General features: G+C 71.7%; 24 protein-coding genes. 19 read left to right on the forward strand and 5 right to left on the reverse strand.

Translation table 11 applies throughout. The annotated features are described in order from the left end of the window. Nucleotides 1–4: 4 nt before the first annotated feature. The gene (locus FH715_RS18255; protein WP_139646607.1) at nt 5–1,012 is read right to left on the reverse strand and encodes a zinc-binding dehydrogenase; all 1,008 of its coding nucleotides are present in this window, start codon (nt 1,010–1,012) and stop codon (nt 5–7) included. A gap of 132 nt (nt 1,013–1,144) precedes the next feature. On the opposite strand from FH715_RS18255, the gene FH715_RS18260 reads away from it, so the two are divergent. Continuing rightward, complete coding sequence (locus FH715_RS18260; protein ID WP_139646609.1) at nt 1,145–1,858, forward strand: pentapeptide repeat-containing protein; 714 nt, start codon at nt 1,145–1,147, stop codon at nt 1,856–1,858. An 82-nt stretch (nt 1,859–1,940) separates the two neighbouring features. Here FH715_RS18260 and FH715_RS18265 read toward each other — a convergent pair whose 3' ends face one another. Then, nucleotides 1,941–2,816: a phosphatase PAP2 family protein gene (locus FH715_RS18265; protein WP_139646611.1), complete on the reverse strand. Its 876-nt coding sequence runs from the start codon at nt 2,814–2,816 to the stop codon at nt 1,941–1,943. 602 nt (nt 2,817–3,418) lie between these two features. On the opposite strand from FH715_RS18265, the gene FH715_RS18270 reads away from it, so the two are divergent. Further along, entirely contained in the window at nt 3,419–4,261 is an 843-nt protein-coding gene (locus tag FH715_RS18270; protein WP_139646613.1) for a nitroreductase/quinone reductase family protein, read from the forward strand. A gap of 98 nt (nt 4,262–4,359) precedes the next feature. Then, nucleotides 4,360–5,310: an SDR family NAD(P)-dependent oxidoreductase gene (locus FH715_RS18275; protein WP_139646615.1), complete on the forward strand. Its 951-nt coding sequence runs from the start codon at nt 4,360–4,362 to the stop codon at nt 5,308–5,310. 59 nt (nt 5,311–5,369) lie between these two features. Here the strand turns inward: FH715_RS18275 and FH715_RS18280 are convergent, their stop codons facing one another. Continuing rightward, nucleotides 5,370–5,744: a hypothetical protein gene (locus tag FH715_RS18280; RefSeq protein ID WP_139646618.1), complete on the reverse strand. Its 375-nt coding sequence runs from the start codon at nt 5,742–5,744 to the stop codon at nt 5,370–5,372. A 96-nt stretch (nt 5,745–5,840) separates the two neighbouring features. On the opposite strand from FH715_RS18280, the gene FH715_RS18285 reads away from it, so the two are divergent. Beyond that, nucleotides 5,841–6,542, forward strand: a complete 702-nt coding sequence (locus FH715_RS18285; RefSeq protein WP_097233156.1) for a demethylmenaquinone methyltransferase — start codon at nt 5,841–5,843, stop codon at nt 6,540–6,542. Between the two features lie 140 nt (nt 6,543–6,682). Beyond that, nucleotides 6,683–7,993, forward strand: coding sequence for a geranylgeranyl reductase family protein (locus FH715_RS18290; protein ID WP_139646620.1), 1,311 nt, complete (start codon nt 6,683–6,685; stop codon nt 7,991–7,993). 84 nt (nt 7,994–8,077) lie between these two features. On the opposite strand, the gene FH715_RS18295 is transcribed toward FH715_RS18290, so the two are convergent. Together FH715_RS18295 and FH715_RS18300 are read right to left on the reverse strand one after the other, a co-directional pair. After that, entirely contained in the window at nt 8,078–8,914 is an 837-nt protein-coding gene (locus FH715_RS18295) for a C40 family peptidase (RefSeq protein ID WP_139646622.1), read from the reverse strand. A gap of 273 nt (nt 8,915–9,187) precedes the next feature. Further along, nucleotides 9,188–9,973 (reverse strand): sulfite exporter TauE/SafE family protein, encoded by a 786-nt coding sequence (locus tag FH715_RS18300; protein ID WP_139646624.1) that lies wholly within the window; start codon nt 9,971–9,973, stop codon nt 9,188–9,190. An 877-nt stretch (nt 9,974–10,850) separates the two neighbouring features. On the opposite strand from FH715_RS18300, the gene FH715_RS18305 reads away from it, so the two are divergent. Genes FH715_RS18305 through nuoN form a run of 14 tightly spaced genes read left to right on the forward strand, consistent with a single transcriptional unit; the run spans nt 10,851 to nt 26,960 of the window. Then, on the forward strand, nt 10,851–11,210 hold the full coding sequence (locus tag FH715_RS18305) for an NADH-quinone oxidoreductase subunit A (protein WP_139646626.1): 360 nt from the start codon (nt 10,851–10,853) through the stop codon (nt 11,208–11,210). Nucleotides 11,211–11,263: 53 nt separating this feature from the next. Next, the gene (locus tag FH715_RS18310) at nt 11,264–11,818 is read left to right on the forward strand and encodes a NuoB/complex I 20 kDa subunit family protein (protein WP_139646628.1); all 555 of its coding nucleotides are present in this window, start codon (nt 11,264–11,266) and stop codon (nt 11,816–11,818) included. 14 nt (nt 11,819–11,832) lie between these two features. Next, nucleotides 11,833–12,543 carry an NADH-quinone oxidoreductase subunit C gene (locus FH715_RS18315; protein ID WP_246108825.1) on the forward strand — a complete coding sequence of 237 codons (711 nt, stop codon included), beginning with the start codon at nt 11,833–11,835 and terminating at the stop codon, nt 12,541–12,543. Further along, nucleotides 12,540–13,874, forward strand: a complete 1,335-nt coding sequence (locus FH715_RS18320) for an NADH-quinone oxidoreductase subunit D (protein WP_425472742.1) — start codon at nt 12,540–12,542, stop codon at nt 13,872–13,874. The genes FH715_RS18315 and FH715_RS18320 overlap by 4 nt, the downstream gene beginning before the upstream one ends. Continuing rightward, a complete protein-coding gene (nuoE, locus tag FH715_RS18325) occupies nt 13,871–14,719 on the forward strand; it encodes an NADH-quinone oxidoreductase subunit NuoE (RefSeq protein ID WP_139646634.1) in 849 nt (282 codons plus the stop codon). Before FH715_RS18320 ends, nuoE begins: the two co-directional genes overlap by 4 nt. Further along, nucleotides 14,719–16,077, forward strand: a complete 1,359-nt coding sequence (nuoF, locus tag FH715_RS18330) for an NADH-quinone oxidoreductase subunit NuoF (protein WP_139646637.1) — start codon at nt 14,719–14,721, stop codon at nt 16,075–16,077. Before nuoE ends, nuoF begins: the two co-directional genes overlap by 1 nt. Then, complete coding sequence (locus FH715_RS18335; protein WP_139646639.1) at nt 16,074–18,599, forward strand: NADH-quinone oxidoreductase subunit G; 2,526 nt, start codon at nt 16,074–16,076, stop codon at nt 18,597–18,599. Before nuoF ends, FH715_RS18335 begins: the two co-directional genes overlap by 4 nt. Further along, nucleotides 18,599–19,975, forward strand: coding sequence for an NADH-quinone oxidoreductase subunit NuoH (gene nuoH, locus FH715_RS18340; RefSeq protein ID WP_139646640.1), 1,377 nt, complete (start codon nt 18,599–18,601; stop codon nt 19,973–19,975). The genes FH715_RS18335 and nuoH overlap by 1 nt, the downstream gene beginning before the upstream one ends. Further along, a complete protein-coding gene (gene nuoI / locus FH715_RS18345) occupies nt 19,968–20,615 on the forward strand; it encodes an NADH-quinone oxidoreductase subunit NuoI (protein WP_139646643.1) in 648 nt (215 codons plus the stop codon). Before nuoH ends, nuoI begins: the two co-directional genes overlap by 8 nt. Beyond that, nucleotides 20,612–21,538, forward strand: a complete 927-nt coding sequence (locus FH715_RS18350) for an NADH-quinone oxidoreductase subunit J (RefSeq protein WP_139646645.1) — start codon at nt 20,612–20,614, stop codon at nt 21,536–21,538. Before nuoI ends, FH715_RS18350 begins: the two co-directional genes overlap by 4 nt. Then, nucleotides 21,535–21,834: an NADH-quinone oxidoreductase subunit NuoK gene (gene nuoK / locus FH715_RS18355; RefSeq protein WP_097233142.1), complete on the forward strand. Its 300-nt coding sequence runs from the start codon at nt 21,535–21,537 to the stop codon at nt 21,832–21,834. Before FH715_RS18350 ends, nuoK begins: the two co-directional genes overlap by 4 nt. A 14-nt stretch (nt 21,835–21,848) precedes the next feature. After that, on the forward strand, nt 21,849–23,744 hold the full coding sequence (nuoL, locus tag FH715_RS18360) for an NADH-quinone oxidoreductase subunit L (protein ID WP_139646648.1): 1,896 nt from the start codon (nt 21,849–21,851) through the stop codon (nt 23,742–23,744). A 1-nt stretch (nt 23,745) separates the two neighbouring features. Then, on the forward strand, nt 23,746–25,362 hold the full coding sequence (locus tag FH715_RS18365) for an NADH-quinone oxidoreductase subunit M (protein ID WP_139646650.1): 1,617 nt from the start codon (nt 23,746–23,748) through the stop codon (nt 25,360–25,362). Next, nucleotides 25,359–26,960, forward strand: a complete 1,602-nt coding sequence (nuoN, locus tag FH715_RS18370) for an NADH-quinone oxidoreductase subunit NuoN (RefSeq protein ID WP_139646652.1) — start codon at nt 25,359–25,361, stop codon at nt 26,958–26,960. Before FH715_RS18365 ends, nuoN begins: the two co-directional genes overlap by 4 nt. The last annotated feature ends 17 nt before the right edge of the window (nt 26,961–26,977 follow it).

A 26,977-nucleotide genomic window follows, 5' to 3' on the forward strand; every position in this document is an offset into this window, starting at 1 on the left:
GGGGTCAGGGGAGGAGGACCACCTTGCCCGTGGTGGCCCTGCCCTCCAGGGCGCGGTGCGCGGCGGCTGCTTCGGCCAGCGGGAACGTGCGGGTCAGCGGCGCGAACACGCCCTCGGACAGCAGCGCGAGCGCCTCCTCCTCCAGCAGGCGCAGGTTCTCCGCGCCGCCGATCCGCTCGAAGAGCGCCGGCCCGAGCGCGGACCGCGAGGTGACGCCCAGGGCGGCCCGTTCCTCGGGGGCGGCGAGCAGCGGCCCTGAGCCGTCCAGCCCCGACGAGGCCGCCCCGTAGGCGACATGGCCGCCGCCCCGGCCCAGCAGCCCGAGGGCGGCGCGGGCGCGCTCCCCGCCCACGCCCTCGAAGAGATGGCGCACCGGTCGCTCGCCGAAGGCGGAACGCACGGCATCGGTCCAGCCCGGTCGGTCGTAGTCGACCGCGAGGTCGGCGCCCAGCGCCCGCACGGTCGCGACCTTCTCCTGGCCCCCGGCCGCGCCGATCACCCGCGCCCCGCGGTGCCGCGTGTACTGCGTCAGCAGCGAGCCGATCCCGCCGGCCGCCGCCAGCACCAGCACGGTGTCACCGCGTTCGACCGTGGCGAACCGCAGCAGGCCCATCGTCATCCGGCCGGTGCCCAGGACGGCGACGGCGTGGGTCTCCGGCACCCCGTCGGGCAGCCGGTGCAGCCGGGTGACGTCGGTGGCGGCGAGTTCGGCGTAGCCGCCGGGCGCCATGCCGAGGTGGGCGGAGACCCGTTGGCCGAGCCAGGAGGCGGCGACGCCCTCGCCGACCGCGTCGACGGTGCCGGCGACCTCGCGGCCCGGGACCGTCGGCAGCTCGACGCGCGGCCAGGCGCCGCCGGGCGCGACGCCCCGGCGCAGCGCGGTGTCCACCAGGTGCACCCCGGCGGCGGCCACGGCTATCCGCACCTGCCCGGGGCCGGGGGACGGGTCCTGGACGGTCTCGTAGGAGAGGTTCTCCGGCGGGCCGAAGGCGTGCAGACGGATCGCGTGCATGGGTTTCCTCGGTCGTTTGAGAACGGACGGCCCCCAGCCTGCTTCTTCAAGTCGACTTGAAGCCAAGGGTCTTCGGGCCGCCCCGGAACGGCCGGGACCGCGACTGTCAGTGGCGCCCGGCAGGATGGCCGCATGGTGAGCGGAGCGGGCAAGGGACGGACCGGCAGGAGCACGGGCGGGGGCGAGGTGCGGGCGCCCGTGCGCCCGCGGCTCGCGCTGCCGGTCGAGCCGGAGGTCTTCGACGGGGCGGCGGGGCTGGGGGCCGAGGAGGACTACGACGGGTTCGAGTTCGTCTCCACCGACCTGAGCGGCGCCCTCGCGCCCGGGGCGACGTTTCTCGACTGCGCGCTGCGCGGCTGCGTGCTGGACCGGGCGGTGCTGCGGGGCGCGCGGCTGCTGGACAGCCTGCTGACCGAGGTGCGGGGCGTCGGCGTCGAGCTGTTCGAGGCGGAGCTGCGGGACGTGGAGATCAGCGACGCCCGGCTGGGCGGGGTGCAGTGCGGCGGCGCCAGGCTCACCCGGGTGCTGGTGCGCGGCGGCAAGATCGACTATCTGAACCTGCGGCAGTCCCGGCTGGTCGACGTCACCTTCGAGGGCTGCGTGCTGGTCGAGCCCGACTTCGGCGGCGCCACCCTGGAGCGGGTCTCCTTCGACGACTGCGAGCTGCGCTCACCCGACCTCACGGGCGCCACGCTGCGGGACGTGGACCTGCGCGGCCTCTCCTCGTTCGAGCCCGGGCGCGGCGTCGACCGGCTGGCGGGCGCGGTGATCAGCCCCGGCCAGCTGGTGGAGCTGGCGCCGCTGCTCGCCGCCCAGCTGGGGGTGCGGGTGATGCCGACGGCGTAGCACGGCTGAGGAAGGGAGGGGGCGGGCGGTCGCGGGTACCGCACCCGGGCGGTACCCGCGGGAACGTCGGCGGCGTCGGCCGTCAGTGCCCGCCGTGGCGCGGACGGTCGCCGAGGGTGAGCGTCTGCTCGTCGTGCGCGGGGATCCGGTCGTCGGCCGGCCGCGGGGTGTGGGGAACGGGCTGGCCGGGGGCCGGTTCCGGTCGGGCGGCGTGCCGTCCCGACCCGGCGCGGCCGGTCGTCTCGCGCTCGGGCCCCAGCCATCTGCGGAAGACCACCGAGGTCGGCCGGACCAGGGCCGGGCCGAGCAGCAGCAGCGTCGCGGCGGCGACCGCGGTGCCCAGCGTGGCGCCCGCCGCCACGTCGTGCGGGTAGTGCACCCCGACGGCGACCCGCAGCAGCGCGCCGAGTGCGGCGAGCGGCAGCGCGACGACGGCCAGCCGCGGCAGCAGGATCGCCAGGCCGACGCCGAGGGAGACGGCGAGCGTCGAGTGGTTGCTGGGGAAGGACCAGTCACCCGCGGGCGGGCACTCGGCCAGCGCCATGGCGTCGGACACCGCGCGGCACGGCCGCTCCTCCTCGATCACGACCTTCAGCGCCTCGCTGATCCCGTAGGCCGCCAGCATCCCGACGCCCACGGCCATCGCTCCGGCGACACGGCCCGCCTCGCCCGCGCGCAGACCGGCGAACCAGACCCACACCAGCACCAGACCGAGCACGATCAGCGTGCCCTCGGTGGCGATCTCCAGCGCGTGCCCGAACCACGAGGGGGTGCCGTCGACCCACTCGGTGATCGACCGGTAGATGTCGACGGAGGCGCCGTCGACCACGTGCACCGGTCCGTCCTCGCCCAGCCCTCCGGGCCAGAGCCAGAGCAGGATCGCCGCACCCGCGAGGAGCGACGCCACCGCCACCGCCAGTCGGCGGCCGGGTCCGCCGAATTCAGGATCTGTTTCCATGGCAGCTGAACGTAAGCCATCTGGGCGTCATGCTCCCATGCGGGCGGGCGGCGAGCGGTCCCCGCCTTCGACCGGATGAGGGCTGACTGGCCCTCGGATGTCCGAATTCGTCCCTCCGGCGCGACTGTTGACGGGCCGTAGGTGTGAGATCTCTCACCGTGCCCGGCGACGTCGTGGGCGGCTATGCCGCGAGAGAAGGGGCGGGTGATCGCCGGAGCGTGCGTCGGACGACGGCCGACGGAACGCCGGCCCGAGGAAATACGGAACGGTCCGGGATTGTCTCTCGGCGAAGTCGAACGTAGAGTTGTCCGGGTGACTGCCGGGTCGGCCATGGGCCATCAGCGAGTTGGGTTCCCGGCCTCCGAGTGAGGTCGGCGCGGGCGCGAGGCCCGCCCACTCTTCTTCTTTCCTCGCCCTTTCTCGAAACCTTCTTCCGCGCCGTCGCGCGCCCATCTGAGCTGCGCGCTTCGTGGCGTTGAGTCGTTCTGCCGCATTCCTCTGTCTCCAGGCGCGCCTTCGCGCCCGCCGTCGAGAAGAGACGTCTTCCCTGTGCGTCAAACGACGAAATCGGCCTGCCCACATTCGTTCAAAGGAATCAACGTATGGCTTCTTCTTCCCGTGTCGCTCACTCATTCAACGAACAGGTAATCCAGGAGTTCCGCGCGCGCGGCGGCATCGTCTCGGGGCCCCTGGAGGGTGGGCGGTTGCTGCTTCTCACCACACGAGGGGCGCGTACCGGCTCCCCGCACACCACGCCGCTGGGCTATCTGCCCGACGGTGGGGAACGGGTGCTCGTCATCGCCTCGGCGGGCGGCTCGCCGCACCACCCCGACTGGTACCGCAACGTGCTGGAACATCCCGAGGTGACCGTCGAGAACGGGCTGTTCACCTACGACGCGCACGCGACCGTGCTGCACGGCGAGGAACGCGACCGGCTCTTCGCCCGCGCGGTCGCCGACAACCCGGGCTGGGGCGAGTACGAGACCAGGTCGGGCCGAACGCTGCCGGTGGTGGCCCTCGCCGCGGCGGGGCCGCCGATGGCCGACACCCTCGGCGAGACCATCCGGCGGCTCCATGAGGGGTTCCGGCGCGAACTCGCCCTCATCAGGCGGGAGATCGCGGCCGGCGAGCCGACCGGGCTGGGCGCCCAGCTCCGGGTCAACTGCCTGACCCTCTGCCTCGGGCTGCACCATCACCACGCCGGCGAGGAGGGGATGCTCTTTCCCGCGGCCGAGGCGAGTCACCCCGAGCTGGCGCCCGTCGTGCGGAGGCTGATCGAGGAGCACCGGACCGTCGCCGAACTCACCGAACGGCTCAGGGTGGCGGTCTCGGAGCCGGGGACCGACCGGGAGCGGACGATCGCCACAGTGGTGGAGCTGACGGAGCGGTTGGAGGCCCATCTCGACTACGAGGACGAGGCCCTGGTCCCCTTCCTCGACGCCTGACCCTCCGGTGCGGTGAGCCGGGCGCCAGGATGCACCCGGCTCACCGTCCGTGATTCGTCGTTGACTTGGAGTGCACTCGCACTCCTACCGTGACGGCCATGACTGCGAACACGACACCACAGCAGAGGATCGACTCGGGGTTCGGCGTCCGCACCACCGCCGCGGAGGTGCTGCGCGGGATCGACCTCACCGGCACCCTGGCGCTGGTCACCGGGGGCTACTCGGGGCTCGGGCTGGAGACCACCCGCGCGCTGGCCGGCGCGGGGGCGGACGTCCTGGTGGCCGGGCGGCGGCCGGACGAGGCGCGGCGGGTGCTCGAAGGACTCGACCGCGTCGAGGTCGCCGAGCTGGACCTCGCCGACCTGGGCAGCGTGGCGCGCTTCGCCGACGGCTTCCTGGCCTCGGACCGCGTGCTGCCCCTGGTCATCAACAACGCGGGGATCATGGCCGCCCCGGAGACCCGCGTCGGGCCGGGCTGGGAGGCCCAGTTCGCCACCAACCACCTGGGGCACTTCGCCCTGGTCAACCGGCTCTGGCCGGCCATCGCCCGGGCCGGGGGCGCCCGCGTGGTCTCCGTCTCCTCGGTGGGCCACCAGCACTCGCCGATCCGTTGGCACGACCCGCACTTCGCCGAGGGCTACGACAAGTGGAAGGCGTACGGCCAGGCCAAGACGGCCAACGTGCTCTTCGCCGCGTGGCTGGACCGGCTGGGCCGGGGGTCGGGGGTGCGGGCGTTCTCGCTGCACCCCGGGGGCATCCTCACGCCGCTGCAACGGCACATGGAGCTGGCGGAGATGGTGGAGTACGGCTGGGTGGACACCCAGGGGAACGCGTTGAACCCGGACTTCAAGACGCCCGAGCAGGGCGCGGCCACCCAGGTGTGGGCGGCGACCTCGCCGGCGCTCGACGGGTTGGGCGGCGCCTACTGCGAGGACTGCGACATCGCGGACGCCGCGCTGGTGCGGGACTACGCGCTGGATCCGGAGCAGGCGGAGCGGCTGTGGGCGCTCTCGGCCGAGTTGACGGGGGTGAACGCGTTCGCCGGCTGATCGGCGGCGCCGAGGCTTCGGGCCGGGGCCGCCGGCCCGAAGCCGGGGCCGGGGCGGGGTCAGCCGGCGAGGACCGGGCCGAGCAGCGGCAGCCCGCCGAGCAGTTGGCGGGTGCTGGCGCCCTCGCTGAGCTGGCCGGTCAGCAGTTCGGTGGAGACCGGCTGGAAGTCGGCGACCTGGGTGCCCACGGTGTTGCTCAACGGGTCGGTGCCGGTCTCGGCCAGCGGGTAGAGCTGGAGGTCGAGGACCGGGTCGACGGCGCTCTGGAGGGAGCCGCCGGTGACCTCGGTCGCGGTGCCGAGCGCGCCGGCGGGGTCGCGGGGGAGCACCTCGGCGGAGGCGGCGCCCGCGCCGACGGCGAGCACGGCGCCCGTCGCGGTGGCGGTGAGGGAGGCCAGGCGCAGCGTTCGGGCCGCGCGGGGAAACTGAGTCATGCACGCACCGTAGTTGGCCGATGGCGGAAGTCTCATCCCGCTGCCCGGGGATGTCCCCCGAACGAGTAAGCCGGGGGCCGTGGGGACAATGGCGGGGTGACACGTGCCTCGCTGGAGAAGCAACCGAAGGACGTCGCCGCCATGTTCGACGCGGTGGCGGCCCGTTACGACCTCACCAACGACGTCCTCGCGATGGGACAGAACCGCCGCTGGCGCGGCGCGGTGGTGCGGGCGGTCGATCCGCGCCCGGGGGAGTGCGTGCTGGACCTGGCGGCCGGCACCGGCACCTCGTCCGAGCCGTTCGCGGCGGCGGGCGCCTTCACCGTTCCGTGTGACTTCAGCCAGGGCATGTTGACGACGGGGAAGCGCCGTCAGCCGTGGCTGCCGTTCACCGCGGGCGACGCGACCCGACTGCCGTTCGCCGACGCCTCGTTCGACGCGGTGACGATCTCCTTCGGGCTGCGGAACGTCAGCGACCCGGACGCCGCGCTGCGCGAGCTGCTGCGGGTGACCAGGCCCGGTGGGCGGCTGGTGGTCTGCGAGTTCAGCCATCCGACGTGGGCGCCGTTCCGCACGGTCTACACGGAGTACCTGATGCGGGCGCTGCCCGCCGTCGCCTCCCGGGTCTCCAGCAGCCCGGACGCGTACGTCTATCTCGCGGAGTCGATCCGGGCCTGGCCCGACCAGCCCGCGCTGGCGGAACGGGTGCGGGCCGCCGGCTGGGAACGGCCGGCGTGGCGCGATCTGACGGGCGGCGTGGTGGCGTTGCACCGGGGGTTCAAGCCGGGCGGCGAGTGAGCCGGCGCGCGCCCCTCGCGGAGGGGGACGGCGGAGGGGGTATCGCGGAGATGGCGTGCGAAGCCGGGAGAAAGCCCCCGGGTCGCCATCGACCGTGCCCGCTCGGCGAATAGACTCCGCACAGTCTGCCTCTACCGCCGATGGGAGAGCCGAACGTGGCTGAGACCGCCGAGAAGACCCCCTCAGAACACACCGCCGACGTGATCGTGGTGGGGGCCGGGCCGGCTGGCTCGGCAACCGCGTTCCACCTCGCCCAGGCGGGACTCGACGTGCTGCTGCTGGAGAAGACCGCCTTCCCCCGGGAGAAGGTCTGCGGCGACGGGCTCACCCCGCGCGCCACCAAGCAGCTGATCTCGATGGGCATCGACGTCTCCGAGGAGGCGGGCTGGCTGCGGAACAAGGGCCTGCGCATCATCAGCGGCGGGCAGCGCGTCCAGCTGGACTGGCCCGAGCTGGCCGCCTATCCGAACTACGGGCTCGTTCGCAGGCGCGACGACTTCGACGAGCAGCTGGCCAACGCGGCCGAGAAGGCCGGCGCCCGGCTCTACCAGCGCGCCAACGTCTCGGGCCCGATCCGCGACGAGCGCACCGGCCGGATCGTGGGCGTCGAGGCCAAGCTGGGCGCCGAGAAGCGCGAGGTCAGCTTCCGCGCGCCCGTGGTGGTGGCCGCCGACGGGAACTCCTCCCGCCTCTCGCTGGCGATGGACCGCCACCGGGACGACCGCCGCCCGATGGGCGTCGCCGTGCGGACGTACTTCACCAGCCCCCGCCACGACGACGACTACCTGGAGTCCTGGCTGGAGCTGTGGGACCGGCGCGGCAGCAAGGACCGGCTGCTGCCCGGCTACGGCTGGGTCTTCGGCCTGGGCGACGGCACCTCCAACGTCGGCCTGGGCGTGCTCAACAGCTCGCCGGCCTTCCGCGACCTCGACTGGCGCGAGGTGCTGCGCGCCTGGTGCGCGGGGATGCCGGAGGACTGGCAGTTCACCCCCGAGCACATGACGGGCCCGATCAGAGGCGCCGCGCTGCCGATGGCGTTCAACCGCAAGCCGCACTACGGGCGCGGGCTGATGCTGGTGGGCGACGCCGGCGGGCTCGTGAACCCGTTCAACGGCGAGGGCATCGCCTACGCCATGGAGTCCGGCCACATCGCCGCCGAGGTGATCAGCCAGGCGCTGGCGCGCGCCACCCCGCACCAGCGGGAGTTGGCGCTGCTGGGCTACCCGAAGGTGCTGCGGGAGACCTACGGCGGCTACTACACGCTGGGCCGCGCCTTCGTGAAGATCATCGGCAACCCCAAGGTCATGAAGGTCGCCGCCGAGCGCGGGCTGAGCCATCCGATGCTGATGCGCTTCCTGCTGAAGCTGCTGGCGAACCTGACCGACCCGCAGGGCGGTGACGCGACCGACCGCGTCATCAACGGCCTGACCAAGCTCACGCCCCGCGCCTGAACGCACGGCGGGGTCGCGCGCGACGGCCCGGCAGGACACCCGAGGGGTCCTGCCGGGCCGTCGCGCGTTCCGCCGTGGCCTGCGTCAGAGGACGCGCACGGCGCCGGCGGGGGAGTCGTAGCCGAGGTCGCGCTCCACGACGCCCGTCGACGGGTTCTGCGCGCCGATGAACGTGCCGTTCCCGGTGTAGACGGCCACGTGGTAGGCGCTGCTCGCGCTGGAACCCCACCACAGGATGTCGCCGGGCTGGAGCGCGTCGAGGGAGACCTGGGTGCCGGCGGTCGCCTGGGCGCCCGAGACGCGGGGCAGCGAGACGCCCGCCTGCCCGAACGCGGCCTGCATCAGGCCCGAGCAGTCCCAGCTGTCGGGGCCCGTGCCGCCCATGACGTAGCCGTCGCCTATCTGGGCGCGCACGAAGTCGAGCACGGCCCCGGCGCCGCCGGAGGGCGCGGGCGCGGAGAGCGTGCTGACCTCGGCCTCGGCCGCCGGTTCGGCGGACGCGGCCTCCTCGGCCGCCGCCGCTGCCTCCTCGGCCTCGGCGCGTTCGGCTGCCTCGCGCGCCGCGGCCTCGGCCGCCGCGCGCTCCTCCGCCTCCTCGCGCTGCTCGGCGGCGGCGCGTTGGGCGGCGACGATGGCGCGCTCCTGCGCGGAGTCGACGGCGCGGCGCTGTGCGGTGTGGGTGGCCAGGTCCTCGGTCGCCTGGGCGGCGAGGGTGCTGCTGCCGGCCAGGGGTGAGCTGACGACGGGGAGTTCGCCGGTGGACTCGGCGGGTCGCTCGTTCGCGGAGGCGGGGGTGGCGGCGCCGGTCACCGCGACGGTGCCGACCACGCCGGTGAGGACGCCGCCGCGAATCAGGCGCAGGCCGCTGGTGCGGGAGGGCCGGGGCTTGCGGTGCCGACCTCGGTAACGGATTGGGGACATGGCCCAACGGGTATCAGTAGGCGGCCTTTCCCCTCAATCACTGTTGTTTCGGCCACACTCGGCGTGTACGCGTCGAGTTGAGAGTGCATATGCCCGAAGTGTCGGTTCGCCGGGAAGTTGATCTTTCCGGCCAATTGGCAGCGCTGTCCTGCTGATTGTCGGTTTTTCGAAGAACCGTCACCCGGCTAGCACGGCGGCGCACGGGGATCAATGTTGCCCACTCGTTACCGATTCGCGCTGTGGCGGACCTCACGCCCGTGGTACGCGACGGTGTCAGCTCCACCACTGGTCGTAGGCGAGTCGCGCGACCAACGCCGTGACGACGACCAGCAGTACGGCCCGGACGAAGCCGCTGCCCCTGCGCAGCGCCATGTGCGCGCCGGCCCAGGCGCCCGCCATGTTGAACAGGGCCATGGCCGGGGCGAGTTGCCACAGCACGGTGCCGTTCCCCGCGAAGACCGCCAGCGCGCCGAGGTTCGTTCCGACGTTCACGATCTTCGCGGTGGCCGTCGCGCGCAGCATCGACATGCCCAGCAGCCCCACCAGGGTGATCACCAGGAACGTGCCGGTGCCGGGGCCGATCAGTCCGTCGTAGAAGGCGATGACCACGCCGACCACCAGCAGCGCGAGGGCCCTTCGCGCACGCGTGGGCGCCGGTGCGGCCCCCTCGTCCCCGAGGCCGAAGCGCGGCCGGAAGACGACGAAGCCGGCGACGGTCAACAGCACGACCATGATCAGCGGTTGCAGCGCCTCCTTGCTGACCGCGGAGGCGAAGAGCGCGCCACCCGCCGCCGAGAGCAGCGCGAGCCCGGCGAGCCGCCAGGCCAACGGCCGGTCGAGCGGCGCCTTTCGGGCGTAGGTGACGGCTGCGATGGAGGTGCCGGTGACGGCGACGGCCTTGTTGGTGCCGAGGGCGTAGGTGGGGGAGCTGTCCGGTAGGCCGAGCAGCAGCGCGGGGAGCAGCAGCAGCCCACCGCCCCCGACGACCGCGTCCACCCAGCCGGCGAGCGCGGCGACCACGCACAGCACGACGGCGGTGGTGAGGGTTATGTCTGACACGTGGGATCACCCTATGTCTGCGACGCGGGGGCCTTGCCGGCCGGGGCGGGGCGTCGTCCTCGCCCCGGCGTTGGGTTGCTCGCGCAGTTCCCCGCGCCCCTGCACTGCCGTGGGCGGCCTGCTTGGGGGCGCGGGGAACTGCGCGAATGCTGGGTGGCGGGGGTTGGTCGACTACTCACGTGCATGGCTGGGTGGGTTGTCGGCGTGAGCCCGGTGTGTGGTTGCTCGCGCAGTTCCCCGCGCCCCTGGGTGGGGCTGGCGTGGTGGGTCGGGTGCGGGTTCACCTGTGGCCGGTGACGGCCTGTTTGGGGGCGCGGGGAACTGCGCGAATGCTGGGTGGCGGGGGTTGGTCGACTACTCACGTGCATGGCTGGGTGGGGTGTCGGCGTGAGCCCGGTGGGTGGTTGCTCGCGCAGTTCCCCGCGCCCCTTCAGGCCGGTGGGCGGCTTGGGGGCGCGGGGAACTGCGCGGTGCATTGGTGGCGGGGCGAGGGCGACTACGGTGCCGCACCGGCCAGGTGGGTTGTCGGCGTGAGCCCCGGCGACCAGCCGTTTAGCACCGCGGCATCCCCTTCGCGAATTTGCTTGGCCGCTACAGCAAGTGATAAGCGACCGGCCTCCGAACCGCCCTCCACGTCGTCAGATACCCCGAGTAGTCAGCGCATGGTCGCCATGCCGCGACGTTGAGTGAAAAGTCCGCCCGTGGGGCCCGTTGAGGGAAATGGGCGGGTGGGAGAGATCACAAACTTCATGGGTGACCCCGTGTCGAAGGTCACAGGGGTCCGGGCATAGGATGCTCCACAGCCTTGTGAACTGACTCACATAGCGATGATCTTCGTGGTAGCGCAGTCGCCGACGACTGGAAGGAGCGAGGTGGCGTGAACGCCTATGTGCCGATCCTCGTACTTGGGGCCCTAGCAGCGGGATTCGCCGTCTTCTCCGTGGTCACCGCCGCGTTGGTCGGCCCCCGGCGGTACAACCGCGCCAAGTTGGCCGCGTACGAGTGCGGCATCGAGCCCACCCCGCAGCCGGCCGGTGGCGGCCGTTTTCCCGTCAAGTACTACCTGACGGCGATGCTGTTCATCATCTTCGACATCGAGATCGTCTTCCTCTATCCGTGGGCCGTGCACTTCGACGCCCTGGGGATGTTCGGCCTCGTCCAGATGTTGGTCTTCGTCGGCCTGATCGGCGTCGCCTACGCCTACGACTGGCGACGGGGAGGACTGGAGTGGGACTGAGTACTCCCCGACGACGACCACGACGCGAGCGACGCGAGGAAGGGCACTGAGACATGGGCCTCGAAGAGAAGATCCCGAGCGGGTTCCTGCTCAGCACGGTGGAGCAGATGGCCGGCCTGGCCAGGAAGTCCTCCATCTTTCCCGCCACGTTCGGACTGGCCTGCTGCGCCATCGAGATGATGACCACCGGCGCCGGCCGCTACGACCTGGCCCGTTTCGGCATGGAGGTCTTCCGCGGCTCGCCCCGCCAGGCCGATCTGATGATCGTCGCCGGCCGCGTCAGCCAGAAGATGGCGCCGGTGCTCCGCCAGGTCTACGACCAGATGGCCAACCCCAAGTGGGTCATCTCCATGGGCGTCTGCGCCTCGTCCGGCGGGATGTTCAACAACTACGCGATCGTCCAGGGCGTTGACCACGTCGTTCCCGTGGACATCTACCTGCCGGGCTGCCCGCCGCGCCCCGAGATGCTGATGGACGCGATCATCAAGCTGCACGCGAAGATCCGCGAGGAGAAGATCGGCGTCAACCGCGAGGAGGCCGCGCGCGAGGCCGAGGAGGCCGCGCTCAACGCCCTGCCCACCATCGAGATGAAGGGCCTGCTGCGGTGAGCGACGACGGCCACGTGAACGAGAACACGAGCACAAGCGGCCTCCCCGCCACCCAGGGCGACAGCGGCGAGCCCATCGCCCGCCGCCGCGGCATGTTCGGCGCCAACAACGGCGGCGACACCAGCGGTTACGGCGGCCTCGACCGCACCGTCCGGATGCCGGGCGCCAGCCAGCGCCCCTACGGCGGCTACTTCGACGAGGTCGCCGACGAGCTGGAGGGCGCGCTGGAGGAGCAGGGCGTCGACCCGGCCGAGGCCGTCGAGCGCACGGTGGTCGACCGGGACGAGGTCACGTTCCACATCGCCCGCGAGCACCTGCCGGTGGTCTGCCGCACCCTCCGCGACGACCCGGCGCTCCGCTTCGAGATGTGCACCGGCGTGAGCGCCGTGCACAACCCGAGCGACGCGGGCCGCGAGCTGCACGCGGTCTACCACCTGCGGTCGTTGACCCACGGGAGGCTGATCCGGCTGGAGGTCAGCGTGCCCGACAGCGACCCGCACCTGCCGTCGGTCGTGGAGACCTACCCGACCAACGACTGGCACGAGCGCGAGGCCTACGACTTCTTCGGGCTCATCTTCGACGGACACCCCGCGCTCACCCGGATCATGATGCCCGACGACTGGCAGGGCTTCCCGCAGCGCAAGGACTACCCGCTCGGCGGCATCCCCGTCGAGTACAAGGGCGCCCAGATCCCGGCACCCGACCAGCGGAGGTCGTACAGCTGATGACCACACACGCCACCCGGCCGGCCGAGGCCAGGGAGACCACGGAAGGCCCGGTCTACACCGTCACCGGCGGCGACTGGGACGAGTTCGCCGCCGCCGTCGAGTCCGCCGACGACGAGCGCATCGTCGTCAACATGGGCCCCCAGCACCCCTCGACCCACGGGGTGTTGCGGCTGATCCTGGAGATCGACGGCGAGACGGTCACCGAGGCGCGAGCCGGCATCGGCTACCTGCACACCGGGATCGAGAAGAACCTGGAGTACCGCACCTGGTCCCAGGGCCCCACGTTCGTCACGCGCATGGACTACCTGACGCCGTTCTTCAACGAGGCGGCGTACTGCCTGGGCGTGGAGAAGCTGCTCGGCATCACCGACGAGGTGCCGGACCGGGCCAGCGTCATCCGGGTGCTCCTGATGGAGCTGAACCGCCTCTCCTCGCACTTCGTCGCCATCGCCACCGGCGGCATGGAGCTGGGCGCCACCACGGTGATGATCTTCGGCTTCCGGGACCGCGAGTACTGTCTTGACGTCTTCGAGCTGATCACCGGCCTGCGGATGAACCACGCGTTCATCCGCCCCGGCGGTCTCGCCCAGGACCTGCCGCCCGGCGCGATCGACGCGCTGCGCGAGTTCGTGAAGACCATGCGCAAGAACCTGCCGGAGTACGACAAGCTCTGCTCGGGCAACCCGGTCTTCAAGGCCCGCCTGGAGGACGTCGGCTACCTCGACCTCGCCGGCGCCCTGGCGCTCGGCGCCACCGGGCCGATCCTGCGCTCCGCCGGACTCCCGCACGACCTGCGCAAGTCGGACCCGTACTGCGGCTACGAGAACTACGACTTCGAGGTGCCGACGACCGACACCTGCGACTCCTACGGCCGCTTCCTGCTGCGCCTGGAGGAGATGCGCCAGTCGCTGCGGATCATCGAGCAGTGCATCGAGCGGCTGGAGCCGGGCCCCGTCATGGTCGGCGACAAGAAGATCGCCTGGCCCGCCCAACTCGCCGTCGGCCCCGACGGCATGGGCAACTCGCTCGACCACATCAGGAACATCATGGGCACCTCCATGGAGGCCCTGATCCACCACTTCAAGCTCGTCACCGAGGGCTTCAGGGTCCCGGCCGGGCAGGTGTACACGGCGGTCGAGTCCGCCAAGGGCGAGCTGGGCGTGCACATGGTCAGCGACGGGGGCACCCGTCCCTACCGCGTGCACTTCCGCGACCCGTCCTTCACCAACCTCCAGTCCATGGCGGCGATGTGCGAGGGCGGCATGGTCGCCGACGTCATCGTCGCGGTGGCGTCCATCGACCCCGTGATGGGAGGCGTTGACCGATGACCGCCACCGCTGAGGGCCACGGGGTATCCCTGGGGATGCCCCAACTCCCCGCGCCGCCCTACCCGGACGACGTCCGGGCCAGGCTGGAGGCCGACGCCGCCGAGGTCGTCGCCCGCTACCCGGACAGCCGCTCCGCGCTGCTGCCGCTGCTGCACCTGGTGCAGTCGGAGGAGGGCTACGTCACCGCCACCGGAATGCGGTTCTGCGCCGACGTGCTCGGGCTGACCACCGCCGAGGTGACGGCCGTCGCCACGTTCTACTCGATGTACCGGCGCCGCCCCTCCGGCGACTACCAGGTCGGCGTCTGCACCAACACGCTCTGCGCCGTGCTCGGCGGCGACGCCATCTTCGAGGCGCTCCAGGAGCACCTCGGCGTCGGCAACAACGAGACCACCGAGGACGGCAAGGTCACGCTGGAGCACATCGAGTGCAACGCGGCCTGCGACTTCGCACCCGTGCTGATGGTCAACTGGGAGTTCTTCGACAACCAGACCGTCGAGTCCGCCAAGCGCCTCGTCGACCAGCTGCGCGCCGGTGAGGAGGTCGTCCCCACCAGGGGCGCCCCGCTCTGCGACTTCAAGCGGACCGCCCGCGTCCTGGCCGGCTTCCCCGACGAGCGGCCCGGCGCGGTCGCCGCCGGCGGCAGCGCCGGCGAGGCGTCCCTCGCCGGCCTCCGGCTGGCCAAGGGGCAGGAGGGCCCGCGCGTGGTCGTCGCCCCCAGGGACCCGGACGTGCCGGACTCCGAGGAGCCCGCCCGGCACCCCAGCTCCCATGACGCCCCCCAGCAGACTTCGGCCTCGGACCCGGCCAACCCCGCCGGGCCCGCCGCCGAGGAGGGTGAGTGATGACCGTGACCACCGACGACGTCAAGCAGGAGTCCCCGCGGGAGCTGCTGGCACCGGTGCTCTCCGCGTTCTGGGACGAGCCCGAGTCCTGGACCCTCGACGTCTACCGTCGCCACGGCGGCTACCGGGGCCTGGCCAAGGCGCTGGAGATGGCCCCCGACGACGTCATCGCCTACGTCAAGGAGTCCGGCCTCCGCGGCCGGGGCGGCGCCGGCTTCCCCACCGGGATGAAGTGGCAGTTCATCCCGCAGGGCGACGGCAAGCCGCACTACCTCGTCGTCAACGCGGACGAGTCCGAGCCCGGGACCTGCAAGGACATCCCGCTGCTCTACGCCAACCCGCACTCCCTCGTCGAGGGCATCATCATCGCCTGCCACGCGATCCGCTCGAACCACGCCTTCATCTATCTGCGCGGCGAGGTCGTGCCCGTGCTGCGGCGGCTCCAGTCGGCCGTCGCCGAGGCACACGCCGCCGGCTACCTGGGCAAGGGCGCCCTCGGCGACGGCGGTGACCTGGAGATCACCGTGCACGCCGGCGCCGGCGCCTACATCTGCGGCGAGGAGACCGCGCTGCTGGACTCCCTGGAGGGACGACGCGGCCAGCCCAGGCTGCGCCCGCCCTTCCCCGCCGTGGCCGGGCTCTACGCCTGCCCCACCGTGGTGAACAACGTCGAGTCCATCGCCTCGGTTCCCGCCATCATGGCCGAGGGCAAGGACTGGTTCCGCTCGATGGGCAGCGAGAAGTCCCCCGGCTTCACGCTGTACTCCCTCTCCGGACACGTCGCCAGGCCCGGCCAGTACGAGGCGCCGCTCGGGATCACCCTGCGCGAACTCCTCGACCTCAGCGGCGGGATCCGCCCCGGCCACCGGCTGAAGTTCTGGACGCCGGGCGGCTCCTCGACGCCGCTGCTGACCGACGAGCACCTCGACGTCCCGCTCGACTACGAGGGCGTCGGCGCCGCCGGCTCCATGCTCGGCACCAAGGCGCTCCAGTGCTTCGACGAGACGACCTGCGTCGTCCGCGCCGTCACCCGCTGGACCGAGTTCTACGCCCACGAGTCCTGCGGCAAGTGCACCCCCTGCCGCGAGGGCACCTACTGGCTCGTCCAGCTGATGCGCGACATCGAGGCCGGCAAGGCCCTGATGAGCGACCTCGACAAGATCGCCGACATCGCGGACAACATCAACGGCAAGTCGTTCTGCGCCCTCGGCGACGGCGCGGCCAGCCCGATCTTCTCCTCGCTCAAGTACTTCCGCGCCGAGTACGAACAGCACATCACCGAGCGCGGCTGCCCCTTCGACCCCGCCAAGTCCACCGCCTGGTCGGACAGCGCAACCCACCAGGAGGTGAACGCATGACGGTCACCACCGACGCCAAGAACGGTGGTGGGCAGCCCAAGCCGCCCCCGACCGATCTGGTCACCCTGACCATCGACGGCATCGAGATCTCCGTACCCAAGGGCACCCTGGTGATCCGGGCCGCCGAGCAACTCGGCATCGAGATCCCCCGGTTCTGCGACCACCCGCTACTCGACCCGGCGGGCGCCTGCCGGCAGTGCATCGTCGAGGTCGAGGGCCAGCGCAAGCCGATGGCCTCGTGCACCATCACCTGCACCGAGGGCATGGTCGTCCGCACCCAGCTCACCTCGCAGACGGCCGAGAAGGCCCAACGCGGCGTCATGGAGCTGCTGCTGATCAACCACCCGCTGGACTGCCCGGTCTGCGACAAGGGCGGCGAGTGCCCCCTCCAGAACCAGGCGATGTCCACCGGCGAGGCCGAGACCCGCTTCGACGGCGTCAAGCGCACCTTCGCCAAGCCGGTGCCGATCTCCGCGCAGGTGCTGCTCGACCGCGAGCGCTGCGTGCTCTGCGCCCGCTGCACCCGCTTCTCCAACCAGGTCGCCGGCGACCCGATGATCGAGCTGCTGGAACGCGGCGCGCTCCAGCAGGTCGGCACCGGCGAGGGCGACCCGCTGGAGTCCTACTTCTCCGGCAACACCATCCAGATCTGCCCGGTCGGCGCCCTCACCTCGGCCGCCTACCGCTTCCGCGCCCGCCCGTTCGACCTGGTCTCCTCGCCCAGCGTCTGCGAGCACTGCGCCGGCGGCTGCGCCACCCGCACCGACCACCGCCGCGGCAAGGTCATGCGGCGGCTCGCCGCCGACGACCCGCAGGTCAACGAGGAGTGGATGTGCGACAAGGGCCGCTTCGGGTTCCGCTACGCGCAGCGCCCCGACCGGCTGACCACCCCGCTGGTGCGGAACGCCGAGACCGGTGAACTCACCCCCGCCAGCTGGCCGGAGGCGCTGCGCGCCGCCGCCGAGGGGCTGACCGGCGCGCGCGGCTCGGCGGCCGTGCTGACCGGCGGCCGGCTGACGGTCGAGGACGCCTACGCCTACGGCAAGTTCGCCCGCGTCGCCCTCGGCACCAACGACGTCGACTTCCGCGCGCGCGTGCACAGCGCCGAGGAGGCCGCGTTCCTCGCCAGCCAGGTCGCCGGCCACGGCGTCGACCTCGACGGCGCCGGCACCGACTACGCCTCCCTGGAGGCGGCGCCGGCGGTGCTGCTGGTCGGCTTCGAGTCCGAGGAGGAGGCGCCAGGCGTCTTCCTGCGGCTGCGCAAGGCCCACCGCAAGCACGGCCAGCGGATCTTCTCCGTCGCCAGCCACATCACCCGCGGCCTGGCCAAGACCAACGGCACGCTGCTGCCCGCCGCGCCCGGCACCGAGACCGACTGGCTGGAGGCGCTGGCCGGTTCGGACCCGGCGCTCGGCGCCGAGGGCCGCCAGGCCGCCGAGGCGCTGCGCGAGTCCGGCGCGCTGATCGTCGTCGGCGAGCGGCTGGCCGGCGTCTCCGGCGGCTTCACCGCCGCCGTCGCCGCCGCGGCGGCCACCGGCGCCCGGCTGGTGTGGATCCCGCGCCGCGCCGGCGAGCGCGGCGCCATCGAGGCGGGCACGCTGCCCGGGCTGCTGCCCGGCGGCAGGCCCGAGTCGGACGCCGAAGCCAGGGCCGAGATCGCCGCCGCCTGGGGCCTGCGGGCCCTGCCCGAGGCCGCCGGGCGGGACACCGCCGGCATCGTCCAAGCCGCCGCCGGCGGCGAGTTGGCCGCCCTGGTGGTGGCCGGCGTCGAGATCGCCGACCTGCCGGACCCGGCAGGGGCCCGCGCCGCGCTGGACGCGGTCGCCGCCGACGGCTTCCTGCTCAGCCTGGAGCAGCGCCCCTCCGAGGTCACCGACCGCGCCCACGTGGTGCTGCCGGTCTCCGCCGTCGTGGAGAAGGAAGGCACCTTCCTCAACTGGGAGGGCCGCGCCCGGCCGTTCGCCGCCGCGATCAAGCCCGACCAGATGACCAGGCGGCAGACCGTTCCCGACGCCCGCGCGCTCCAGATGCTGGCCGACGCGCTCGACGTGCACCTGGGCCTGCCCGACCTGCCGACGCTCCGCGCCGAGCTGGACGGCCTGGGCGAGTGGCGCGGCGCGCTGCCGCTCGGGCCCACCGCGACGCCCGCCGACCTGCCGAGGCCGGGGGCCGGCGAGGCCGTGCTCGCCGGCCACCGGCTGCTGCTCGACCAGGGGTTGATGCAGCAGGGCGACGACGCGCTGAAGGCCACCCGGCACGCCGCCGAGGCCAGGCTCTCCCCGGCCACCGCCGAGGAGACCGGCGTCGCCACCGGCGACCACCTCACCGTCACCGGCCCCGCCGGCACCGTGACCCTGCCGCTGCGGGTCACCGACGAGCTGCCCGACCGTGTGGTCTGGCTGCCCCTCAACTCCGTTGGTGGCGGCGCCTACCAGGACCTGGGCGCCCGTCCCGGCGAGCTGGTCCGGGTCGCCGCCCAGACCTCGGCCGCTTCCCCGGCCACCGAGGAGGTGAACGCGTGATGCGTGCAGGGACCCTGGCCCAGGGCCTGGCCGAGGAGTCGGACCTGTCCATGTTCGGGCAGGACCCGTTCTGGCTGATCCTGATCAAGGCCGTCTTCTGCTTCGCGTTCCTGCTGGGCACCGTGCTCATCAGCATCGTGATGGAGCGCAAGGTGCTCGGCTGGATGCAGCTGCGCATCGGCCCCAACCGCGCCGGCCCCTGGGGGATGCTCCAGTCGCTGGCCGACGGCGTGAAGCTGATGCTGAAGGAGGACATCATCGTCAAGGGCGCCGACAAGGTGCTCTACGTCCTCGCGCCGATGCTCGCCACCATCCCGGCGCTGATGGCCATCGCGGTGATCCCCTTCGGCCCGGCCGACGACCCGGTGAGCATCTTCGGCACCCAGACGGTGCTCCAGCTCACCGACCTCCCGGTCGCGCTGCTCTACGTGCTGGCCACGGCGGCCATCGCGGTCTACGGCACCGTGCTCGCCGGCTGGTCGTCGAACTCGACCTACCCGCTGCTCGGCGGCGTGCGGGCGACGGCGCAGATCATCTCCTACGAGGTCGCCATGGGCCTCAGCTTCGCCGCCGTCTTCCTCTACTCCGGCTCCATGTCCACCTCGGGCATCGTCGCCGCGCAGGAGGACCGCTGGTTCATGGTGCTGCTGCCGGTGTCGTTCCTGATCTACATGATCGCGATGGTCGGCGAGGCGCACCGCCCGCCGTTCGACATGCCGGAGTCCGAGGGCGACCTGGTCGGCGGGTATCTCACCGAGTACTCGTCCATCAAGTTCGCCTTCTTCATGATGTCCGAGTACATCCACACGGTCACCGTCTCCGCCCTGATGGTCACCCTCTTCCTCGGCGGCTGGCGGGCACCCGCGCCGCTGAGCTTCTGGGAGGGCGCCAACTCCGGTTGGTGGCCGATGCTCTGGTTCACGCTCAAGCTCGTCGCGGTCATCTTCTTCTTCATCTGGATCCGCGCCTCGCTGCCCCGCGTCCGCTACGACCAGTTCATGGTGCTCGGCTGGAAGGTCCTGATCCCCATCGCGCTGGTCTGGCTGATGCTGGTCGCCACCGTGCGCGCGATGCAGAACGAGGACTACGACTTCCAGGACATCGTCCTGTGGGTCGCCGGCGGCGTGCTGACGCTGCTGCTGGTCTCGCTGGTCATCGACTTCCTGCGGGACCGCTCCGAACGGCGCGGCGACGCGGGGAAGGCCGCCGAGACCGAGGAGCCGTTCGACCCGATGGCCGGCGGCTACCCCGTGCCACCACTGCCGGGACAGACCCTGCCACCGGTGCCCCGACGCCCCTCGCGCGCGGAGCGCGGTGAGACCGCCGAGGAGAAGGCGGCCCTCACGACCGAAGGAAAGGAGGGCGACGATGCCTGAGTTCCACAACCCGGTGGCCGGCTTCGGCGTGACGTTCAAGTCGATGTTCAAGAAGCGGCTGACGGAGCAGTACCCGGAGGAGAAGAAGCCGACCGCGCCCCGCTTCCACGGCCGTCACCAGCTCAACCGCCACCCGGACGGGCTGGAGAAGTGCATCGGCTGCGAGCTGTGCGCCTGGGCCTGTCCCGCCGACGCGATCTACGTGGAGGGCGCGGACAACACCGAGGAGGAGCGCTACTCCCCGGGCGAGCGCTACGGCCGCGTCTACCAGATCAACTACCTGCGCTGCATCCTGTGCGGGCTGTGCGTGGAGGCCTGCCCCACGCGCGCGTTGACGATGACCAACGAGTACGAGCTGGCCGACCGCACCCGCGCCTCCCTGATCTACACCAAGGAGGAGCTGCTGTCCGGCCTCACGGACGGCATGGTCGAGGCCCCGCACGCGATGTACCCGGGCACGGACGAGCAGTCCTACTACCGGGGCGAGGTCACCGAGGCCGCGCAGGGCACCGTGCGCCAGGTCGCCTACTCCAAGGGCGAGACGCCCGAGGACGACCGCGAGGCGGACGACGCGCTGGCGGCGGCGTCCCGGCTGACCGACCCGGCCGCCGGCGAAGGACCCTCGGAGGTGCGGCCATGAGCACCCTTGCCTCCCTGGCCGCCGAGACCTCCACCTCCACGGGTGAGGCCGCGCAGTTCTGGGTCCTGGGCCCGATCGCGCTGCTCGGCGGCCTCGGCACCGTGCTGATGCGGCGCGCGGTCTACTCCGCGCTCTGCCTCGCCGGCACGATGGTCATCCTGGCGCTGTTCTACCTGGCCAACGGCGCCTACTTCCTCGGCATGGTGCAGATCGTCGTCTACACCGGCGCCGTGATGATGCTCTTCCTCTTCGTGCTGATGCTCGTCGGCGTCTCGTCGACGGACTCGCTCAAGGAGACGCTCAAGGGCCAGCGCCTGCTCGCCGCCGCCTGCGCGCTCGGGCTCGGGCTGCTGCTGGTCGCCGGCATCGGGCAGGCGTCGACCGGCTCGTTCACCGGGCTGGCGCAGGCCAACTCCGAGGGCAACGTCCAGGGGTTGGCCTCGCTGCTGTTCACCCGCTACGTGGTGGCCTTCGAGGTCACCGGCGTGCTGCTGACCATCGCCGCCGTGGGCGCCACCCTGATGACCCACCGCGAGCGGCTGGAGCGCGCCAAGTCGCAGCGCGAGCAGGCCGAGGCCCGCATCCGCGAGAACAAGCACGTGCCGCCGTTGCCGGCGCCCGGCGTCTACGCCCGCCACAACGCGGTCGACCTGCCGGGCCTGCTGCCCGACGGCACCCCGTCCGAGCTGACCGTCAACCCGACGCTCCGCGCGCGCGGCCAGGTGCGCGAGGTGCACCAGGAGGCGCTCGCCGCCGTGCGCGCGCTGGAGCAGCGCACCAACCGCCACCACGGCCGCGCCGAGACCCCCGGCGAGCCGGGCGAGGGCGGGGCGAACGGCGCGAACGGCGTCAACGGCAAGGGCGTCGGCGCGGGTTCCGACGACGAGGGCGCCGTCACTGACGCCGAGGAGGCCAGGAAGTGAGCCCCGAGAACTACCTCTATCTTTCGGCCCTGCTCTTCACCCTGGGCGCCGCCGGTGTGCTGCTCCGGCGGAACGCGATCGTGGTGTTCATGTGCGTGGAGCTGATGCTCAACGCGGCCAACCTGGCGCTGGTCACCTTCTCCCGGATGCACGGCAACCTCGACGGCCAGATCCTCGCCTTCTTCGTGATGGTGGTCGCGGCGGCCGAGGTCGTCGTCGGGTTGGCGATCATCGTCACGGTCTACCGCTCCCGTCACTCGGCCTCGGTTGACGACGCCAGTCTGATGAAGCTGTAAGGGGACAGGTACCAGTGGAGTCAATGATCGGACTGCTCGTCGGCGCGCCGCTGCTCGGCGCCGCCGTGCTGCTGGTGGGCGGGCGTTTCCTGGAGAGGGTCGGCCACTGGGTGGCGACGGCGCTGGCCGCCGTCTCCCTGGTGCTGGCCGCCACGCTCTTCTTCGACATGCTGGGCCGCGAAGGCGAGGACCGCGCCCTGCACCAGCACCTCTTCAGCTGGATCCCGGTGGCCGACTTCCAGGCGGATGTCGCGTTCCGGCTGGACCAGCTGTCGATGACCTTCGTGTTGCTGATCACGAGCGTGGGCACGCTGATCCACCTCTACTCGATCGGCTACATGGAGCACGACCCGAGGCGGCGGCGGTTCTTCGCCTATCTCAACCTCTTCCTCGCGGCGATGCTGCTGCTGGTGCTGGCGGACAACTACCTCCTGCTGTACGTGGGCTGGGAGGGCGTGGGCCTCGCCTCGTTCCTGCTGATCGGCTTCTGGCAGCACAAGCCGAGCGCCGCCACGGCGGCGAAGAAGGCGTTCGTGGTCAACCGGGTCGGCGACGTCGGCCTGGCCATCGCGGTGATGCTGATGTTCACCACGTTCGGCAGCTTCGCCTTCGAGCCGGTGCTGGCCGGCGCCAACGAGACGGGCGAGGGCACGCTCACCGCGATCGGCCTGATGCTGCTGCTCGCCGCGTGCGGCAAGTCGGCGCAGGTGCCGCTCCAGTCCTGGCTGGGTGACGCGATGGAGGGCCCGACCCCGGTCTCGGCCCTGATCCACGCGGCCACGATGGTGACCGCCGGCGTGTACCTGATCACCCGCTCGGGCGCGATCTTCAACGGGGCGCCGGACGCGCAGACCGTGGTGATCGTGGTCGGCGCGGTGACGCTGCTCTTCGGTGCGATCGTCGGTTGCGCGAAGGACGACATCAAGAAGGCGCTGGCCGGCTCGACGATGTCGCAGATCGGCTACATGATGCTGGCCACCGGGCTGGGCCCGGTCGGCTACGTCTTCGCGATCATGCACCTGGTCACCCACGGCTTCTTCAAGGCGGGGCTCTTCCTCGGCGCCGGCTCGGTGATGCACGGCATGAACGACGAGGTGGACATGCGCCGCTACGGCGGCCTGCGGAAGTACATGCCGATCACGTTCGTCACGTTCGGCCTCGCCTACCTGGCGATCATCGGCTTCCCCTACCTCTCCGGCTACTTCTCGAAGGACGAGATCATCTACGCCGGGTTCAGCAAGGGCGGCGCCGAGGGCTGGATCCTCGGCGGCGTGATGCTGCTCGGCGCGGCGCTCACCGCGTACTACATGACGCGGATCATGCTGCTGACGTTCTTCGGCGAGAAGCGCTGGCAGCCGGACGCGCAGGGCCACGAGCCGCACCCGCACGAGTCCCCGCTGTCCATGACCATCCCGATGATGGTGCTGGCGGTGGGCTCGGTCGGTGCCGGGTTCTTCTTCGACCAGGGCGAGGCGTTCGTCCACTGGTTGGAGCCGGTCACGGGGCTCGGCCACGGCGACTCGCCGGTCAGCCACGGCACGGTCGCGCTGGCCGCGACCGGCGTGATGCTGCTGGGCGTCGCGGGCGCCTGGTGGCAGTACGGCCGCCGGCCGGTCGAGGCGGTGGCGCCCAGCGGGCGCTGGATCACCCGCGCGGCCCGACGCGACCTGCTCCAGGACGACTTCAACCACGCGGTGCTGGTGCGTCCCGGCAACTACCTCACCCGCGGCCTGGTCTACCTCGACCACAAGCTGGTGGACGGCGTGGTGAACGGCACGGCTGCCTCCTTCGGCGGGCTGTCCGGCCGGCTGCGGCGGGTGCAGAACGGGTTCGCCCGCACCTACGCGGTCTCGATGTTCGGCGGTGCGGCTGTGCTGGTCGCCGCGACCCTGCTGATGAGGGCGGTCTGACATGTCATTTCCCCTGCTGACGGCCACGGCCCTGACGCCCGCGGTCGGAGCCGTCGTCACGGCCGCGGTGCCGGCGGCGCGACGCACCGCGGCCAAGTGGCTGGCGCTGCTCTTCTCGTTGGCGACGGTCGTCCTCGCGGCGGCCGTGCTGCTGCGCTTCGACACGGGCGAGGGAGCCGACCGCTTCCAGCTGACGGAGTCCAGGTCGTGGATCGCGGACTTCGGCGTCCGCTACGAGCTGGGCGTCGACGGCATCGGCGTGGCGATGATCGCGCTGACGGCGCTGCTGATCCCGTTCCTGATCGGCGCCGGCTGGAACGACGCCGACCCCAAGGGAGACGAGGCGCCGGCGACCCGGCGGTGGCGGCCCACCCAGGGCTTCTTCGCGCTGATCCTGATGGTCGAGGCGATGGTGATCCTGTCGTTCGCCGCGACCGACATCTTCCTCTTCTACATCTTCTTCGAAGCGATGCTGATCCCGATGTACTTCCTCATCGGGGGCTTCGGGGACCGCGCGGGGGAGCAGGACAGCGAGGAGGGGCAGGCCAGGCAGCGTTCCTACGCGGCCGTCAAGTTCCTGCTGTACAACCTGGTCGGCGGCCTGGTCATGCTGGCCGCCGTGATCGGGCTGTATGTCGCCACGGCCGACCAGCTGCCCGAGGGCACCTTCTCGTTGCAGGCCATCCTGGACGCGCGGGCCGCCGGCGAGCTGGACTTCGGTACCGGCACCGAGCGCTGGCTGTTCCTCGGCTTCTTCGTCGCGTTCGCCATCAAGGCGCCGCTGTGGCCGCTGCACACCTGGCTGCCCAACGCGATGGGCGAGTCCACGGCGCCGGTCGCCGTGCTGATCACCGCGGTGGTCGACAAGGTCGGCACCTTCGCGATGCTCCGCTTCTGCCTGGGGCTCTTCCCCGAGGCCAGCGACTGGGCCACCCCCGTGGTGATCACCCTCGCGCTGGTCAGCATCATCTACGGCGCGCTGCTGGCGCTCGGCCAGCGGGACATGAAGCGGCTGATCGCCTACGCGTCCATCAGCCACTTCGGCTTCATCGTGCTGGGCATCTTCGCGATGACCAGCCAGGGCCAGGGCGGCGCGACGCTCTACATGATCAACCACGGCGTGGCCACGGCCGCGTTGCTGCTGGTCGCCGGGTTCCTGATCGCCCGCCGCGGCTCGCGTCTGATCAGCGACTACGGCGGGGTGCAGAAGACGGCGCCGGTGCTGGCGGGAACCTTCCTGATCGGTGGCCTCGCCACCCTGTCGCTGCCGGGGCTCGGCCCGTTCGTCAGCGAGTTCCTGGTGCTGGTCGGCACGTTCAGCCGCTACAAGGCGGCCGGGATCGTGGCCTGCGCCGGCATCGTGCTGGCCGCGCTGTACGTGCTGATCCTCTACCAGCGCACCATGACCGGGCCGCTCAAGCCCGGCCTGGAGAAGCTGCCCGACCTGAAGGTCAGGGAGCTGGCGGTGGTCGCCCCGCTGATCGCGTTGCTGATCTTCCTGGGCGTCTACCCGAAGCCGCTGACCGACATCGTCAACCCGGCGGTCGAGCACACGCTCTCCGACGTGCAGAAGACGGACCCCGAACCTGAGACGCCCGCAGTGGAGGCCGCACCGTGAATGACTTGCAGGCCCCGGACATCGAATGGGTCGCGCTCTCGCCGAGCCTGATCGTGTTCGGCGCCGCCATCCTTGGCGTGCTGATCGAGGCGTTCCTGCCGCGTAAGCAGCGGTACTACGCCGAAGTGGCCGTCTCCACGCTGGCCCTGGCGGGCGCGTTCGCCGCCGTCGTCGGGCTGGCCGCCTCCGGGCACGGCACCGACGAGTCGCAGGTCGCCGGCATGGGGGCGTTGGCGGTCGACGGACCGGCGCTCTTCCTTCAGGGCGTGCTCTGCCTCGTGGGGCTCGTCTCCGTTCTCCTCTTCGCCGAACGGCGGTTGGAGCCGGCGCTGCACGGCGCCTCCGTCGACTCGTTCGCGGCGGCCCCCGCCGCCGTGCCGGGCGGCCCCGCGGAGCGCGAGGCGGAGAAGGCGGGCTGGACGACGACGGAGATCTTCCCGCTGCTGCTCTTCGCGGTCGGCGGGATGCTGCTCTTCCCCGCGGCCAACGACCTGCTGGTGCTCTTCATCGCCCTTGAGGTGCTGTCGCTTCCGCTCTACCTGCTGTGCGCGCTGGCCCGCAGGCGGCGGCTGCTCTCCCAGGAGGCGGCCGTCAAGTACTTCCTGCTGGGCGCGTTCGCCTCGGCGTTCCTGCTCTTCGGCGTGGCGCTGCTCTACGGCTACGCGGGCACCGTCTCCTACGCCGGCATCGCCGACGTGGTCAGCGGCGAGCCGGGTGCCATCGAGCCGGGCCTCGCCGGCACCATGGGCAACGACGCGCTGCTGCTGATCGGCGGCGCCATGCTGATCATGGGCCTGCTCTTCAAGGTCGGCGCGGTGCCGTTCCACATGTGGACGCCCGACGTCTACCAGGGCGCCCCGACGCCGGTCACCGGCTTCATGGCGGCGGCCACCAAGGTCGCCGCGTTCGGCGCGCTGCTGCGGCTGCTGTACGTGGTGCTGCCGGGGCTGCGTTGGGACTGGGAGCCGGTGCTGTGGGGCGTCACCATCGCCTCCATGGTGGGCGGCGCGGTCATCGCCATCACCCAGACCGACGTGAAGCGGCTGCTGGCGTACTCCTCCATCGCGCACGCCGGGTTCATCCTGGCCGGCGTGGTGTCGGTGACGGAGGACGGGGTCTCCTCGGTCCTCTTCTACCTTGGCGCCTACTCGTTCGTCACGCTGGGCGCGTTCGCCGTGGTCACGCTGGTGCGGGACTCCGGCGGCGAGGCCACCCACCTCTCCAAGTGGGCGGGGCTGGGGCGGCGTTCGCCGCTGCTGGCGTCGGTGTTCGCGCTGTTCCTGCTGGCCTTCGCCGGTATTCCGCTGACGTCCGGCTTCGCCGGCAAGTTCGCGGTCTTCCGGGCGGCGGCCGACGCGGGCGCGATGGGGCTGGTCGTGGTCGGCGTGCTGGCGTCGGCGATCGCGGCGTTCTTCTACATCCGGGTCATCGTGCTGATGTTCTTCAGCGAGCCGAAGGCGGACGGCCCGTCCGTGGTGATCCCCAGCCCGCTGACCAGCACGGTGGTCGGGCTGGCCGCGGTCGTCACGATCGTGCTGGGCGTGGCGCCGCAGTTCTTCCTCGACCTGGCGGGCCAGGCCGGGGTGTTCGTGCACTGAGCGCTGCGCTTGGCTTG

Source organism: Streptomyces sedi, assembly GCF_006335015.1.
Taxonomy (GTDB): Bacteria; Actinomycetota; Actinomycetes; order Streptomycetales; family Streptomycetaceae; genus Streptomyces; species Streptomyces sedi.